Origin of the sequence: Nocardia suismassiliense, assembly GCF_900269665.1 — a bacterium.
GTDB lineage: Bacteria > Actinomycetota > Actinomycetes > Mycobacteriales > Mycobacteriaceae > Nocardia > Nocardia suismassiliense.
Window position 1 is genome coordinate 2,494,847 of sequence record NZ_LT985361.1, and the last position, 12,597, is coordinate 2,507,443.

Annotated in this window: 15 protein-coding genes; 7 read left to right on the forward strand and 8 right to left on the reverse strand. The window is 66.4% G+C overall.

From position 1 onward, the window contains the following. Positions 1-5 precede the first annotated feature (5 nt). From DBO33_RS11195 to DBO33_RS42695, 4 genes are read right to left on the reverse strand one after another with little or no spacing between them, the layout of a single operon-like run. The gene (locus tag DBO33_RS11195; RefSeq protein ID WP_107654968.1) at positions 6-893 is read right to left on the reverse strand and encodes a GAF domain-containing protein; all 888 of its coding nucleotides are present in this window, start codon (positions 891-893) and stop codon (positions 6-8) included. A gap of 35 nt (positions 894-928) precedes the next feature. Further along, a complete protein-coding gene (locus tag DBO33_RS11200; protein WP_199856582.1) occupies positions 929-2,839 on the reverse strand; it encodes a CheR family methyltransferase in 1,911 nt (636 codons plus the stop codon). Further along, on the reverse strand, positions 2,836-3,423 hold the full coding sequence (locus DBO33_RS11205) for a chemotaxis protein CheB (protein ID WP_107654969.1): 588 nt from the start codon (positions 3,421-3,423) through the stop codon (positions 2,836-2,838). Before DBO33_RS11205 ends, DBO33_RS11200 begins: the two co-directional genes overlap by 4 nt. After that, the gene (locus DBO33_RS42695) at positions 3,420-3,587 is read right to left on the reverse strand and encodes a hypothetical protein (RefSeq protein WP_159080215.1); all 168 of its coding nucleotides are present in this window, start codon (positions 3,585-3,587) and stop codon (positions 3,420-3,422) included. Before DBO33_RS42695 ends, DBO33_RS11205 begins: the two co-directional genes overlap by 4 nt. Positions 3,588-3,809: 222 nt before the next feature. Between DBO33_RS42695 and DBO33_RS11210 the strand changes: the two genes are divergently transcribed. Further along, the gene (locus tag DBO33_RS11210; protein ID WP_107654970.1) at positions 3,810-3,983 is read left to right on the forward strand and encodes a CsbD family protein; all 174 of its coding nucleotides are present in this window, start codon (positions 3,810-3,812) and stop codon (positions 3,981-3,983) included. Between the two features lie 89 nt (positions 3,984-4,072). Here DBO33_RS11210 and DBO33_RS11215 read toward each other — a convergent pair whose 3' ends face one another. Both DBO33_RS11215 and DBO33_RS11220 read right to left on the reverse strand, forming a co-directional pair. Next, positions 4,073-4,492, reverse strand: a complete 420-nt coding sequence (locus tag DBO33_RS11215) for a MarR family winged helix-turn-helix transcriptional regulator (RefSeq protein WP_107654971.1) — start codon at positions 4,490-4,492, stop codon at positions 4,073-4,075. Beyond that, entirely contained in the window at positions 4,482-5,858 is a 1,377-nt protein-coding gene (locus tag DBO33_RS11220) for an MFS transporter (protein ID WP_407670506.1), read from the reverse strand. Before DBO33_RS11220 ends, DBO33_RS11215 begins: the two co-directional genes overlap by 11 nt. Before the next feature lie 81 nt (positions 5,859-5,939). On the opposite strand from DBO33_RS11220, the gene DBO33_RS11225 reads away from it, so the two are divergent. Further along, entirely contained in the window at positions 5,940-6,482 is a 543-nt protein-coding gene (locus DBO33_RS11225; protein ID WP_199856583.1) for an ATPase, read from the forward strand. 50 nt (positions 6,483-6,532) lie between these two features. Beyond that, entirely contained in the window at positions 6,533-7,789 is a 1,257-nt protein-coding gene (locus tag DBO33_RS11230) for a vWA domain-containing protein (protein WP_107654972.1), read from the forward strand. Between the two features lies 1 nt (position 7,790). Here the strand turns inward: DBO33_RS11230 and DBO33_RS11235 are convergent, their stop codons facing one another. Further along, positions 7,791-8,309: a PadR family transcriptional regulator gene (locus tag DBO33_RS11235; protein WP_107660169.1), complete on the reverse strand. Its 519-nt coding sequence runs from the start codon at positions 8,307-8,309 to the stop codon at positions 7,791-7,793. A gap of 98 nt (positions 8,310-8,407) precedes the next feature. Here DBO33_RS11235 and DBO33_RS11240 point away from each other — a divergent pair, with 98 nt between their 5' ends. Both DBO33_RS11240 and DBO33_RS11245 read left to right on the forward strand, forming a co-directional pair. Continuing rightward, positions 8,408-8,962, forward strand: a complete 555-nt coding sequence (locus tag DBO33_RS11240; RefSeq protein WP_107660170.1) for a DUF3159 domain-containing protein — start codon at positions 8,408-8,410, stop codon at positions 8,960-8,962. An 18-nt stretch (positions 8,963-8,980) separates the two neighbouring features. Then, positions 8,981-10,285, forward strand: a complete 1,305-nt coding sequence (locus DBO33_RS11245; protein WP_107654973.1) for a carotenoid oxygenase family protein — start codon at positions 8,981-8,983, stop codon at positions 10,283-10,285. A gap of 27 nt (positions 10,286-10,312) precedes the next feature. On the opposite strand, the gene DBO33_RS11250 is transcribed toward DBO33_RS11245, so the two are convergent. Further along, complete coding sequence (locus tag DBO33_RS11250) at positions 10,313-10,591, reverse strand: hypothetical protein (RefSeq protein WP_107654974.1); 279 nt, start codon at positions 10,589-10,591, stop codon at positions 10,313-10,315. Between the two features lie 228 nt (positions 10,592-10,819). Between DBO33_RS11250 and DBO33_RS11255 the strand changes: the two genes are divergently transcribed. Next, positions 10,820-11,113: a hypothetical protein gene (locus DBO33_RS11255; RefSeq protein ID WP_107654975.1), complete on the forward strand. Its 294-nt coding sequence runs from the start codon at positions 10,820-10,822 to the stop codon at positions 11,111-11,113. A gap of 80 nt (positions 11,114-11,193) precedes the next feature. After that, a complete protein-coding gene (locus DBO33_RS11260; RefSeq protein WP_107654976.1) occupies positions 11,194-12,585 on the forward strand; it encodes a DUF1254 domain-containing protein in 1,392 nt (463 codons plus the stop codon). Positions 12,586-12,597: the final 12 nt, after the last annotated feature.

Here is a 12,597-nt window from a genome sequence, read left to right on the forward strand (position 1 = left end):
GCCGGTCAACATAGTTGGTATCCGTCCTGCGAGATGCGGCGGGCGAGCTCGGACAGGGCGATGCCGTCGGCGTAGGCGCGTGCGCGCAACAGCGCGAGCGCGGCGTCGAGATCACAATGGCATTGCACGGCAACCATACCGATCGCCTGGTGGACAGCGGCAAGGTAGTCGGCATCGTCGAACAGGGTGCCTTGCGGCGCACCGTCGCCTGCCGTTCCGTGCGAAGCGAGCAGCACGGTGTTGGCGAGGGCGTCGGCTACCGTCTCGGCGGCAGGGGTGAGCTCGACCTGTAGCCCGGCTCGGCTGGTGAACGCGCACAGCGCGCCGAGCAGGCGGGAGGAGCGTAGGGGGACCGCGACCACGGACCGTACCCCGAGGTCGGTCAGTGCGGGGCCGTACTGTGGCCAGCGGCCTGCCAGGCCCGCATCGTGCGCCGCGACGAACTCGCGGCCGTCCAGCACGTCCCGGGCGGGACCCTCGCCGACCAGCAGTTCCAGATCGTGCGCCGCGCGGGCGGTGGCGTCCGATGCGGCGACCAGTAGTTCCTCGCCAGTCTCACCGAACAGGGTGACCGCGGCGTTGTCCATGCCGAGATGCTGGGCCACCGCCGCCATGAAGACCGGCCGCAGCGTGGCCCGATCGCTGGTACACCACCGCTGCAGGCGCAGCGCGTGTAACCGGTGCAGGCGCGCACACGCGAGATGCCGGGCCTCGATTCGCCGGTGCAACTCGGCCATTCGCTGCCGAAACGGTTGCATGGATTGCGGACGTTGAGTGGCCTGTGCCTCATATTTCGCGGCCACCGCCGCCGCCCGAGCGGCACGTTCGCGCTCGGCGCTGAATTCCTGCCACTCACGGGCGATTTCCTGGTGAGCGTCCGAATGCGACCGCACAGCACCAAGTCTACCGGATTGCGCTGGTAGACAGGTCAATCGGCCTGTTCGACGCCGGTGGGCGGCAGGACTTCTTCCAGGAGCAGCACCACGCCATCACGGGTGCCGGCCAGCGGCGAGCAGGTCACCGCGCAGATGATCGAGCGTCCGATCCGGTTGACGGCGGGGACCTCTACGGGGCTGTCACGGCGACCGGTTTTGAGGCAGCGTTGAATAGTTTCGTGCAGCAGCCGGGTCGGTAGGCCGAAGTCCAGCGCGAAGAACGCCTGCCGCTGCACCTCCTCGGCCCGCAGCCCCCACATCTCCTCGGCACCCCTGTTCCAGCTCCGGACCCGCAGCTGATCATCGATCACCACCACGCCCGCCGCGACGCTGGACAGCACGCCTTCGAGGAAGGTGCGAGTCTCGTTCAATTCATCGGTCCGGATCCGCATCTCCTCGTTCATGGTTTCGAGTTCTTCGTTACCCGACTGGAGTTCTTCGTTGGTGGTCTCCAGTTCCTCGTTGGTCGACTGGAGCTCTTCGTTGGTGGTCTCCAATTCCTCGATGCTGGATTGCAGTTCTTCGTTCGTGGTTTCGAGCTCCTCGTTGGTGGATTGCAGTTGCTCGTAGGCGGTCTCCAGTTCCTCCCGGCGCACCTTCACTTCCAGCGCGAGCCGGGTGGGCACCGTCGTATCCACGAAGTTGACCACTACCCCCGCGTCGGAGCCATCGCTGCCCCACAGTGGCTGGACATGCACATCGAAGTATTGAATTTCGGCTGGACTGATCTTGCGTTCCGCCGAACTCACCCTGACCGTGCGCCGTTCCGACCTGGCCTGCTGGATCAGTGATCTCAGTTCGACCGGGCGATAAGAGATTTCCAGTTCGCTCAGTGGCCTGCCGATATCGTGCGGCGTCACCCCGAATTGGCTGCGCAACTGACTATTGAGGATGCATACTTTGCCCTCGGCATCCACCCCGAGCACCCCGAGCGGGGCTGTCTCCAGCGCGAGCTCGCCCAGTTGGCGCTTCTTGGCCAAGCCCTGCACCTCCGAGCCGAGGTCGAGGTCGAGGCGGGTATGGTTCGGCAGCCGCGGCGGTCGCACCTGGCCGGCCCGGCGGCGAAAAATGCGCTGGCGCATGTTCATCACGCCGAACAGTTCGCCCTCGGCGAGCAGCAATTCCGCCTTGCCGAGAAACAGGAGGCCGCCCTCCCGCAGCGCGAAGCGGAACCGGTCGAGTATCTGCGATTGTGCCTCGGCATTGAAGTACATCAACGTGTTTCGGCAGACGAGCAGATCGAGGCGAGAGATGGGCGCGTCGCGGGTGATGTCGTGCCTGCCGAAAATCACGCGGCGGCGCAGATCCGAACGGAAGGCGAACTTGTCGCCGATCGGCTCGAAATACCGGTCGCGCAGCTCACCGGACAGTTGCGCGAGCGCCTTCGCCGGATAGACGCCGGTGCGTGCGTCGCGCAGTGCTTCCTCGTCGACGTCGGTGCCGTACAGCTTCACGCGCCGCGTGCACTCCTCGATGCCGAGCACCTCGGCGAACGCGATCATCAGCGAGTAAGTCTCCTCGCCGCTGGAACAGCCCGCGCTCCAGATCCGGGTCTCGCTGTCCGGCTCGGTATTCGCGAGCAACTCCGGCAGCATCTCGCGCTGCAGGTAGTGCCAGGCATCGAGGTCACGGAAGAAGCTGGTGACATTGATCAGGATGGTGTTGAACAGGTATCGGAATTCTTCCGCGTTGCTCTCCAGCAGGTCGCGATATGCCACGTAGTCGGCGACGTCGACGTCCTGCATGCGCTTGCGAATACGCCTGCTCAGCGTGGAGCGCTTGTAGCCGGTGAAATCGAATCCGCGTGAATCGCGGATGAACAGCAGCAATTCCTCCAGCGCCGGGTCGACGGCGTCGGGCTCGTCGCCCGGTACCGTCATGACCTCCTCGTTCGATTCGGTCATGATGCGCTGTCCAGCACCAGGCCCCGGATGACGCCGGCGATCTCGTCCAGTGGCACAACGAGATCCACGTCGCCGGTCGCCACCGCGGCGCCCGGCATGCCTTTGAATTCCGCTTCCGCCGGATCCTGCACGACGACCGTGCCGCCACGGGACTTGACCGCGCTCACTCCGGTCGCGCCGTCGCTGCCGGAGCCGGTGAGCACACAGGCGATAGCGCGCGAACCATATTCGCCCGCAACCGATTCGAAGAGCAGGTCGGCCGAGGGGCGAACGAAGTGCACGAGCTCACTGCCGGACAATGCGAGGACCCCTTGCTGTTCTACCAACAGGTGATGGTTCGGCGGTGCGATGTAGACGTTTCCCGGCTCGGCGGTTTCCCCTGCCGTCGCCAGCTTCACGCGCAATTCCGTTCGGCGCGAAAGCAATTCGGCCAGCACGGTCTTGTGCCGTGGGTCGAGGTGCTGCACGACCAGGACCGGGACCGGCAACGTGGCAGGCAGGGCGCCGAGCACCTTGAAGAGCGCGGTGATACCGCCGGCCGAGGAGGCGATGGCGACGACAGCGTACGGATCATCCGTAGTCATGGTCGCGCCGGCCAGCCGTGGAGTGCACCGGACCAGGGTAGCGCCGCGCCACGGAACCGCCCGGTGACCGTCGCCCGACCGGCGCGGCGGCGCGGTGCGGCCAGGAGATCGACGATCGCGGCGCGCGGCGCGCCGGTGTCGAACAGGTTTTGGACCAGGGTCATGATTCCTCCGGGTTCGGTCGCCGGCACGGGGAGCCGCGCTTCGGGACTCGGGGAATTCCACTGCGAATTTTACGCCTGACGCCCAGCTCGTGGGCCTGAGCGAGGTTACTCGTGAGTACTGTGACCGCCTGCACGTGTTTGCCCCGGCGCAGGCGGGTTATCCGCCACACGACCGGCCCGATAAAGGCATGGTCGGTCGGACCCGACGAAAGGGGTTAGACAATGAGCACAGCTGACAAGGCCCAGAACAAAGCTGACGACCTCGCCGGTAAGGCGAAGGAAAAGTTCGGCGAGGCCACTGACGACCAGGACCTGAAGAACGAGGGCAAGGGCGATCAGATCAAGTCCAACCTCAAGGACGCGGGCGAGAAGGTCAAGGACGCCTTCCGCAGCTGATCAGTCTTCGGTTCACCGTCGAGCGGGTGCGCGCCCCATCGGGCGCCGCCCGCTCGGCCGCGTGTGGGGGCGGGCGGGAAACCCTCGACTCAGTGTTCGATCTTGCTGAGGATGTCGCGCAAGGTCCGTAGATCGTCGGGGGGTAGGGCGGCGACCGAGTCCGGTGCGGGATCCGGTGTCGCCAGGGCCTGTGCGAGTACGGCGCGGCCGGCCATGGTGATGGAGACCAGTTTCTGGCGCCGGTTGGTGGGATCGACCTCGCGGACGACGTAACCCAACTCTTCGAGCTGATTGACCGCGACCGTGGCGGCGGGGGCGTCGATGGCCGCCGCGTACGCCAGCTCCTTGACCGTCATCGGCCCGTTCCGCAGCCGACGCAGCACTCGAATACGGCCGAACGACAAACCCGTTCGCTCGCTCGCGGCCCGCCGCCACGGGTCGCGCGAGTACATCACGAGGCGGGTGAGCATCGCCCATACCTCGTCGGGGTTCGGGGCGTCATCCGGCATGGGTGGGCACTTTCTGTTCCAGCAGTGGGGCCACGCGGTCACTGGAGCGCTTGGCCCACGGGGTGTTCGCGGCTATGCCGAGTATGGCGACACCGGCGGTCAGCACCGCGATCACCCACCACAGCCCCGCTCCGGTCAGCGCGCCGCACAGGGCGACACCGATGCTGGTGCCGACCTGACGGCTGGTCGAGGCGACCGAGGAGGCGGCGCCCGCCCGATCCAGCGGCATGCCGCTGACCGCCGTGGTGGTGATCGGCGCGTTGACCATGCCGAAACCGATTCCGAAGATCGCGAACACGATCACCAGCGCCCACACCGGGGTCTGCGGGTCGAGCGTGGTGAGCAGCACGGCGGCGACCGTCATCGCCACACCCGCCGCGATCAGTGACGGCCGGGTGCCGTACCGGCCGACGAGCCGCCCGGACAGCGGCGAGAAGATCACCACTGCGACCGCCATCGCCAGATACAGCAGACCGGTGTGCACGGCCGAATAGTGCCGCACCGTCTGCAGATACAGCGAGTTGCTGAACAGGAACGCGCCGAGCGCGGCGAAGGAGAAGACGGCGATCACCGTCGCCGAACTGAACGGCACACTGCGGAAGAAGCGCAGATCGATGAAGGGGTCGACGCGGCGCGACTCGTAGAAGACGAACGCCGCCAGCGCGATCGCCGAGACCACGAAGATCGCCGGCTGCCGCTCGATCAGCCCGAAGACCGTGGCGAACAGGAATATCACCGCCAGCACCTGACCGATCGGGTCGATGCCGCGCACCGTCGCCGACTTCGATTCCGGCACAAAGACAGTGGTGAGTACCAGCGCGAGCGCGCAGATCGGCAGATTGATCCAGAACACCGACTGCCAGCCGAGGGTATCGATCAGCACGCCGCCGACGGTCGGGCCCAGCGCCATCGAGATACCGACCACCGCGCCCCAAACTCCCACCGCGCGTGCACGTTCCACCCGTCCGGTGAACACCGTGGTGATGATCGACATCGCCACCGGGTTGAGCATCGAGCCGCCGATCGCCTGCACGAACCGGGCCGCGATCAACACCTCGATGGACGGGGCGAGACTGCACAGCAGCGAGCCGAGCGCGAAGGCGATCAAGCCGATGCGGAACACCCTGCGCCGCCCGAACCGGTCCGCCGCCGCGCCGGCCAGCATCAGCAGGCTGGCCAGGGTGAGCGTGTAGACGTCGACGATCCACTGCAACCGGGACAACGGTGCGTCCAGATCGGCCTTGATGGTCGGGATCGCGACGTTCACGATCGTCGCGTCCATCGACACGATCAGCAGGCTCAGGCAGCAGGTGGCCAGCACGAGCGTCTTGCGCCGCGCGGTCATCTCCTCAACAGTTGTGATCACACAATGATTGTGTAGTCACAACTGTTCCGAACGCAAGGGCTGTGAGCGGCGTCGCAGCGCAGAGGTTGGCATGCTGGGCAGGTGATCTCGGAGACGGAAGCGCTGTTCCTCGGCGGACGTTCGGGTGTCGGCAAGAGCCGGGTCGGCCTCGCGGTGCACGCACTGCTGTCCGGCGCCAAGGTGCGACACGCGCTGATCGAGGGCGACAACCTCGACCTGGCCTACCCGCCGACCTGGGAACACGGCCTCGCCGAACAGAACCTGGCAGCGATGTGGCAGAACTACCGCGCCCTCGGCTACCGCCGACTCGTCTATACCAATACCGCGTCCGTGCTGCCGGAGGTCATGGGCGAGCTCTCGGCCGCGATGGGCGATACCCCCACCCTCACCGCAGTGCTGCTGACCTGCGACGACCACACCGCCCGAGCCCGGCTCGCGCACCGCGAGAACGGCATCGAACTGTCCAGGCACATCGAACGCAGCATCGCCATGTCCCGCGAACTCTCCGCCGCGGTGCCCGACTGGGTGCACGTCGTCGACACGACCGAGCGCACCCCGGAGGACATCGCGGCCGCGGTCGTCGCGTTGACCGGCTGGCGGACCGGTCAGCCGGCAGCGACATAGCCGCTGGCCTACCCTGACTACGGTTCGTCGGTGTGATGTAGGGAGTCTCGGTGGGTGCTGCGCTTGTCAAGGGGGAGAACGGGTCGCTGGCGCAGTCGCGGGTGGTGGTGTCGGTGCGGAGTGCGGCGGCCATCGAGGTGTCGGCATTGCTGGTGACGGCGGCGGGCACCGTGCGGTCGGACGCGGACTTCGTATTCTTCAATCAACCCACCGCGCCCGGTGTGCTCTTGGCGGCTGCGGCGCTGGAGGTTTCGTTCGCCGATTTACCTGCCGAGATCGAGCAGCTCCGGGTGGTGATCACGCTGGACGAACCGGGCGCTGCCTTCGGCGAGTTCGCCGCGCCGGTGGCTACGGTGGCCGATCCGTCCGGAAATGTGTTGTACGAGTACCGGATCGATGGTCTCGGCAGTGAGTCCGTGGTCATCGCGCTCGAGCTGTACCGGCGCGGCGCCGAGTGGAAGGTCCGGGCAGTGGGGCAGGGGTATGCGGGTGGATTCGCGGAGCTCGTCACCGATCATGGTGTGCAGGTGGACGATGCGCCCGCGTCGGCCGAATTGCCCTCCGCCGCAACGGAGCTCGAAGTGCGCACGGTTCCGGGCGAGGCGGCTCTCTCGTTCGAGAAGCGCGGGCAACTGGATATGCGCAAGCGCGCGGTCGCCAAGGTGCTGGTCGACCAGGGCGCCTGGGGAATTCGCGCCCGCGTCGTACTGGTGATCGACAAGACCGGCAGCATGCAGAAGCAATACCGCAATCAGGTGGTGCACCGGGTGGTGCAGCGGATGATCCCGGTGGCGACCCAGTTGGACGACAACGGCGCGCTGGAGGCGTACCTGTACGCCCTGTCGTTCGCCAAGCTGCCCGACATCACCGTCGCGCAGGCCGACGAGTGGGCGCAGACCTACCTGCACCTCGGCGGCACCCACGCGGGCATCGACTATGACCGAATCGGTGGCCGCAACGACGAATTGCCGGTGATGCGCGACATCATGGCCTCGCTGCGTCCCGGCGACGGGCCGACGCTCGTCCTGTTCTTCACCGATGGCGGTTTCGCGAACAAGCGTGACATCAGCGCGCTCATGCGCGAAGCCGCGCAGCTGCCTGCCTTCTGGCAGTTCATCGGCCTCGGCCGGGCCAACTACGGCCTGCTCCGCTCGCTGGACGAGCTGACCGGCCGGATCGTCGACAACGCAGGCTTTTTCGCGCTCGACGACATCGATCGGGTCGACGACGGCGAGTTGTACGCGCGGCTGCTGGGCGAGTTTCCGGCGTGGTTGCGGGCGGCCAGAAATGCGGGCGTCCTGCGCTGAATCAGCGCTCGGGCATCTGCTTCTTCGCCCACTCGGCCCACTCCCTGTTCATCGCGAAGTAGCGTTCGCCCCATTCCAGCGCGATGCGGCCGTTTCTGGAGAAGTCGTTGTCCTCCCAGTCGATCGACTCTTTGAGCGCCAGCAGGTCGGCATGGCTTCGCTCGGCCCAGGTCTCGACGTCGGTCAGGTACGCCTCGGCTCGGTCGCGCGGTATGACGCCGAGGAAGAAGACGCGGAGCAGCAGCTCGTTGCGGTTGGCCTGCTTCGGCGCGGTCTCGGTGAGCCAGTGTCGTAGCGCAGCCAGGCCTGCCTCGGTGATGGTGTATTCCTTGCGGCCGCGCGGACCTTCATCCGACACATTGATCAGCTCGGCGTCGGCGAGCTTGGTGAGCTCGGTATAGATCTGGCTCTGCGTCGCGGTCCAGATGTTGGCCAGCGAGTTCTTGAACCGATAGATCAGGTCGTAACCGCTGGCAGGGCGGTCGGCCAGCAGGCCGAGCACGGCGTACCGAAGGCTCATGCCGGTCACTCTACATTCCATCCTTGACAGGTCGGATTCGCAGCATCTAGTTTCGACATGTCAAAACTGGAATGTCGAGCGGCGAGGAGCTATCGGTCATGTCGTATCTGCGGACGTTCGCCCCCTGGATCGTCTATGCCGTGGTCCCCGCCGCGTACTGGCAGTGGGCCGCGCTGGGCGCGCTGCTGCTGTCGCTGTTCGAGGTGACCAGGCAACTGCGGGCGGGTCGCACCCTCGACGCCTTGATCATCGATCTGGGATCGCTGATCTTCTTCGCGGCGTTGACGGTGCTCGCCTTCGCCGATCCGGCTACCGCGCTGCACCCCTACAGCCCGGCACTGTCCTCCGGCGTGCTCGCGCTCATCGCGGGCATCTCGCTGGCAGTGCGTAAACCCTTCACCCTCGGCATCGCGAAACAAACCGCCCCGCAAGAACTCTGGGACCACCCCGGGTTCATCCGCACGGCCTACGTGCTCACCGCGGTGTGGGCGGCGAGTTTCACCATCGGCTGCGTCGTGCTGACGGCGCTCGCGCATGCCGGGTCGACGCCGCGGCTCATCGCGCAGGTGCTGGCCTTCGTGGTGCCCGCGGTATTCACGATGCGCTACGTCGCCTACGTCCAGTCCAAGGCACCAGTCGCCGCTCGACTCTGATCAGATCGGTTGTCTCCCATGACCACTTCCGTGCCCCACCTCACCGGCAACTACGCACCCGTCACCGACGAGCTCACCACATACGACCTGCCGGTTACCGGACAGCTTCCGCCCGAGCTCACCGGCTGGTATCTGCGCAACGGCCCGAATCCACAGGCGGCCACCTCGCACCACTGGTTCGCCGGTGACGGCATGGTGCACGGCGTACGGATCGAGAACGGCCGGGCGGTCTCCTACCGCAATCGCTGGGTCCGCACCACAACTTTCACCGACGACGCGCGCATCTACGACGAGTTCGGCAACCACGATTTGACCGCCGGTGTCGCCAACACCCACGTCGTCCGGCACGCGGGCCGCACGCTGGCGCTGGTCGAGTCGTCGCTTCCGTACGAACTGACCAGCGACCTGGACACCGTCGGTGCCTACGATTTCGACGGCAGGCTGGGCACCGCGATGACCGCGCACCCCAAGACCTGCCCGGTCACCGGCGAGCTGCACTTCTTCGGCTACGAACTCACCACCCCGCCCTTCTTGACTTACCACCGTGCCGATGCCGACGGCAATCTGCTGCTCAGCCGTGCGATCGAGGTGCCGGCCCCGACGATGCAGCACGACTTCAACCTCACCGCCGAGCACGTCGTATTCATGGATCTACCGGTCGTTTTCGACCTGGCGGAGGCGGTCGCCCGCACGGGCATGCCGTTCCGCTGGAGCGACAGTTACCAGGCGCGCCTCGGTGTGCTCCGGCGCGACGATCCGCATGGCGAGGTGCGCTGGTTCCCGATCGAGCCCTGTTATGTCTTCCACACGCTCAACGCCTACGACGAGCCGGGCAAGATCGTGCTGTATGTGATGCGCTATCCGCAGTTGTGGCGCAGCGAAACGCACACTTTCGACAAGTCGACCCTCTGGCGGTGGACCATCGATCTCGCCGCGGGCACCGTCGCCGAGGAGCAGCTCGACGATCGGGTCGCCGAATTCCCGCGGGTGGACGATCGTCTGGTCGGGTCGAACGCGCGGTTCGGTCATACCGCGGTGGCCGATGAGTCCGGTGCGCTACTGCGCTACGACCTGCACACCGGCAGCAGCACGGCGCACGAGTTCGGCCCGGGCCGGATCCCCGGCGAGGCGGTGTTCGCGCCCGCCGACGAGAACCCGGGCGGCGACGGCTATCTCATGACCTTCGTCTACGACGCCGCGACCGACCGCAGCGATCTGACCATCCTGGACGCCACCGACCTGGCCGCGGCACCGGTCGCCACCATCCACCTGCCGCAGCGGGTCCCGTTCGGGTTCCACGGAAGTTGGTTGGCGGACCGGTAGTTCAGGGCGTAGGGGAGCGGGCGGGGGTCAGCCGATGACGGCGTTCATGATGGTGCCCGCGCTGGTGGCGACGACACCACCGATCATGGCCCCCGCCACCATCTTCGGGGAATCGAGGCCGCCGCCGGTCCACTTCTCCCACGCGAACTTGCCGCCCGCGTAAATGATGGCGACGATGCCGGCCAGGAGAACGAACCAGGTGAAGTAGCGGACCAGTTGAAGGAACTTGTCGGAGACCGGCGGAGCCTCGGGGCTGGGGTTGCCGATCTGAGCAAGCAGTGTGTCGTGCACGGCGAGCAGGATCATCGTGGTCAGCTCATTCTGGATTCGGGACAGGGCAGGATTCGCTGTCTGCGATGGTATCGGTTTGTTCGCTGCAATGCAGTCGGGTCGGTGCGCTGGAGTGAAGTTCGCCGTACCAGGGCACTTGCCGGGGTTGCTGAAGCTCGGGATGATGGGTGGAGCGGGGGTTGAACAACTTTCGCGCGGCAGCTCGGCGGCACCAAAGTTGTAGTGGAGCGTAGGGAGTAGACGGTGAGCATCATTCTGGCGTCGGTCGGGGAGACTTTCACGACATTGGCGCAGGTCAGCAACCCGACCCCGGAAGCGCCGCCCTTGTCGGACAAGCTCTTACAGATGGTTCGCTACCTCACCTGGTTCGCGCTGCTGTCGGGGATCCTGGCCATCATCTTCGCGGGCGGCAAGTTCGCCTGGGAGAAGTGGCAGGGCGGCGCGTTGCAGTCGCCGAAGATGATCGCGGGAGCCATGATCGGCGGTGTCGTCGCCACCAGCGCGGGCACCATCATGAACGCGGTGCTGGGCACCTGAGCCGCTAGCGGCAAACATTTAGCTATACTCCTGCGCGATCGCTGGCCATGTCCGACCGGATCGGAAGCAGGGGAAAACCTATGGGCGAGGGCGGACTGTCGCGTCGGAGCGTGCTCGGGTTGGCGGCGACTGTGGCGGCGGGGTTGTCGGCGTGCGGCCGGTCCGACGACGCGTCCTCGGGGCCTGACACCGTTGCGCCCAGTGCCGCCGAGTCGATCGCCAAGGACGCCTACATCTTCGGCTTTCCGCTGGTCCTGATGGACGTCACCAGGGCGGCGGCCGAGGCGTCCACGCCGGCCAATCGGTTCCAGCACGCCGCCGCGCTGCCGACTCCCGCGCGGCGAGATGTGGTGCGGCTCAACCTGGATACGCTGTACTCGGTCGCGTGGCTCGATCTGCGGGCCGAGCCGATCGTATTGCGGGTGCCCGCCATGGACGGCGGCCGATACTGGCTGATGCAGCTGCTCGACGCGTGGACGAACACCGTGCACAACCCGAGCAGCGTTCGGCCGCAGGCGAAGCCGGGATCATCGGGCACCTATGCCATCGTCGGGCCGAACTGGTCCGGCACCCTGCCCGACGATGTCACGCCGCTGCTCGTGCCGACGCCCACGGTGTGGTTGATCGGCCGGATCCAGGTGAACGGTCCGTCCGACCTGCCTGCCGTGCACGCGATTCAGCAACAGTTGCAACTGATACCGCTGAGCGACTGGACGGCGCGCCGCCCGATCGCGCCGCTTCCCCCTGTGCCCCAAGCGGATTCGGCGCCACCCGCGAAGCAGGTCGCCGAGATGGATGCGCGGACCTTCTTCGATCGAATGTGCGCGGTACTGGCAACCAACCCGCCCGCACCCGACGACGCCCCCGCGATGAAACGCTTCGCCACGATCGGGATCACGCCGGGCGGCAAGGTCATCGGACTCACCGACCAGGAACTGTCCTCGGCGGTGGACACCGCGCGACAGCAGATCCCGGTCTACCTCGATCCGAAAGCGGTGCACGAGAACGGCTGGACCTTCGATCCCGCCATCGGCACCTACGGCACCAACTATCTACAGCGTGCCGCCATCGCGTGGAAAGGGCTCGGCGCCAACCTGGCCGAGGACGCCATCTATCCGACACTGTTCGCCACGGCGGACAGTGCAGGCCGGTTCCGCCTGCACTTCCCGGCGGGGCAGACGCCGCCGGTCGACGCGTTCTGGTCGCTGACCGCCTACGACGCCGACAGCTATCTGATGTCCAACCCCGCCGGGATCTACGCGATCGGTCATCAAATCCCGGTGGTGCCCAACCCGGACGGCTCCGTCGATCTCGCGGTCCAGCACGCAGACCCGGGTCCTAGTGTCCCGGTGGGCAACTGGTTACCCATACCGGAATCGGGACCGTTCTCCCTCACCATGCGGCTGTATGCCCCGAAAGCCGAAGCGATCCAAGGACGTTGGCAGCCACCACCGCTGCTGCCGGTGGCTTGAGGTCCCGCTCCG

What these genes read in the sequence shown, in the direction of transcription:
- DBO33_RS11200 (WP_199856582.1), bottom strand. Translation starts at nt 2,839, where the DNA reads ATGACCGAATCGAACGAGGAGGTCATGACGGTACCGGGCGACGAGCCC.
- DBO33_RS11205 (WP_107654969.1), bottom strand. Translation starts at nt 3,423, where the DNA reads ATGACTACGGATGATCCGTACGCTGTCGTCGCCATCGCCTCCTCGGCC.
- DBO33_RS42695 (WP_159080215.1), bottom strand. Translation starts at nt 3,587, where the DNA reads ATGACCCTGGTCCAAAACCTGTTCGACACCGGCGCGCCGCGCGCCGCG.
- DBO33_RS11210 (WP_107654970.1), top strand. Translation starts at nt 3,810, where the DNA reads ATGAGCACAGCTGACAAGGCCCAGAACAAAGCTGACGACCTCGCCGGT.
- DBO33_RS11215 (WP_107654971.1), bottom strand. Translation starts at nt 4,492, where the DNA reads ATGCCGGATGACGCCCCGAACCCCGACGAGGTATGGGCGATGCTCACC.
- DBO33_RS11235 (WP_107660169.1), bottom strand. Translation starts at nt 8,309, where the DNA reads ATGAGCCTTCGGTACGCCGTGCTCGGCCTGCTGGCCGACCGCCCTGCC.
- DBO33_RS11240 (WP_107660170.1), top strand. Translation starts at nt 8,408, where the DNA reads ATGTCGTATCTGCGGACGTTCGCCCCCTGGATCGTCTATGCCGTGGTC.
- DBO33_RS11245 (WP_107654973.1), top strand. Translation starts at nt 8,981, where the DNA reads ATGACCACTTCCGTGCCCCACCTCACCGGCAACTACGCACCCGTCACC.
- DBO33_RS11250 (WP_107654974.1), bottom strand. Translation starts at nt 10,591, where the DNA reads ATGATCCTGCTCGCCGTGCACGACACACTGCTTGCTCAGATCGGCAAC.
- DBO33_RS11260 (WP_107654976.1), top strand. Translation starts at nt 11,194, where the DNA reads ATGGGCGAGGGCGGACTGTCGCGTCGGAGCGTGCTCGGGTTGGCGGCG.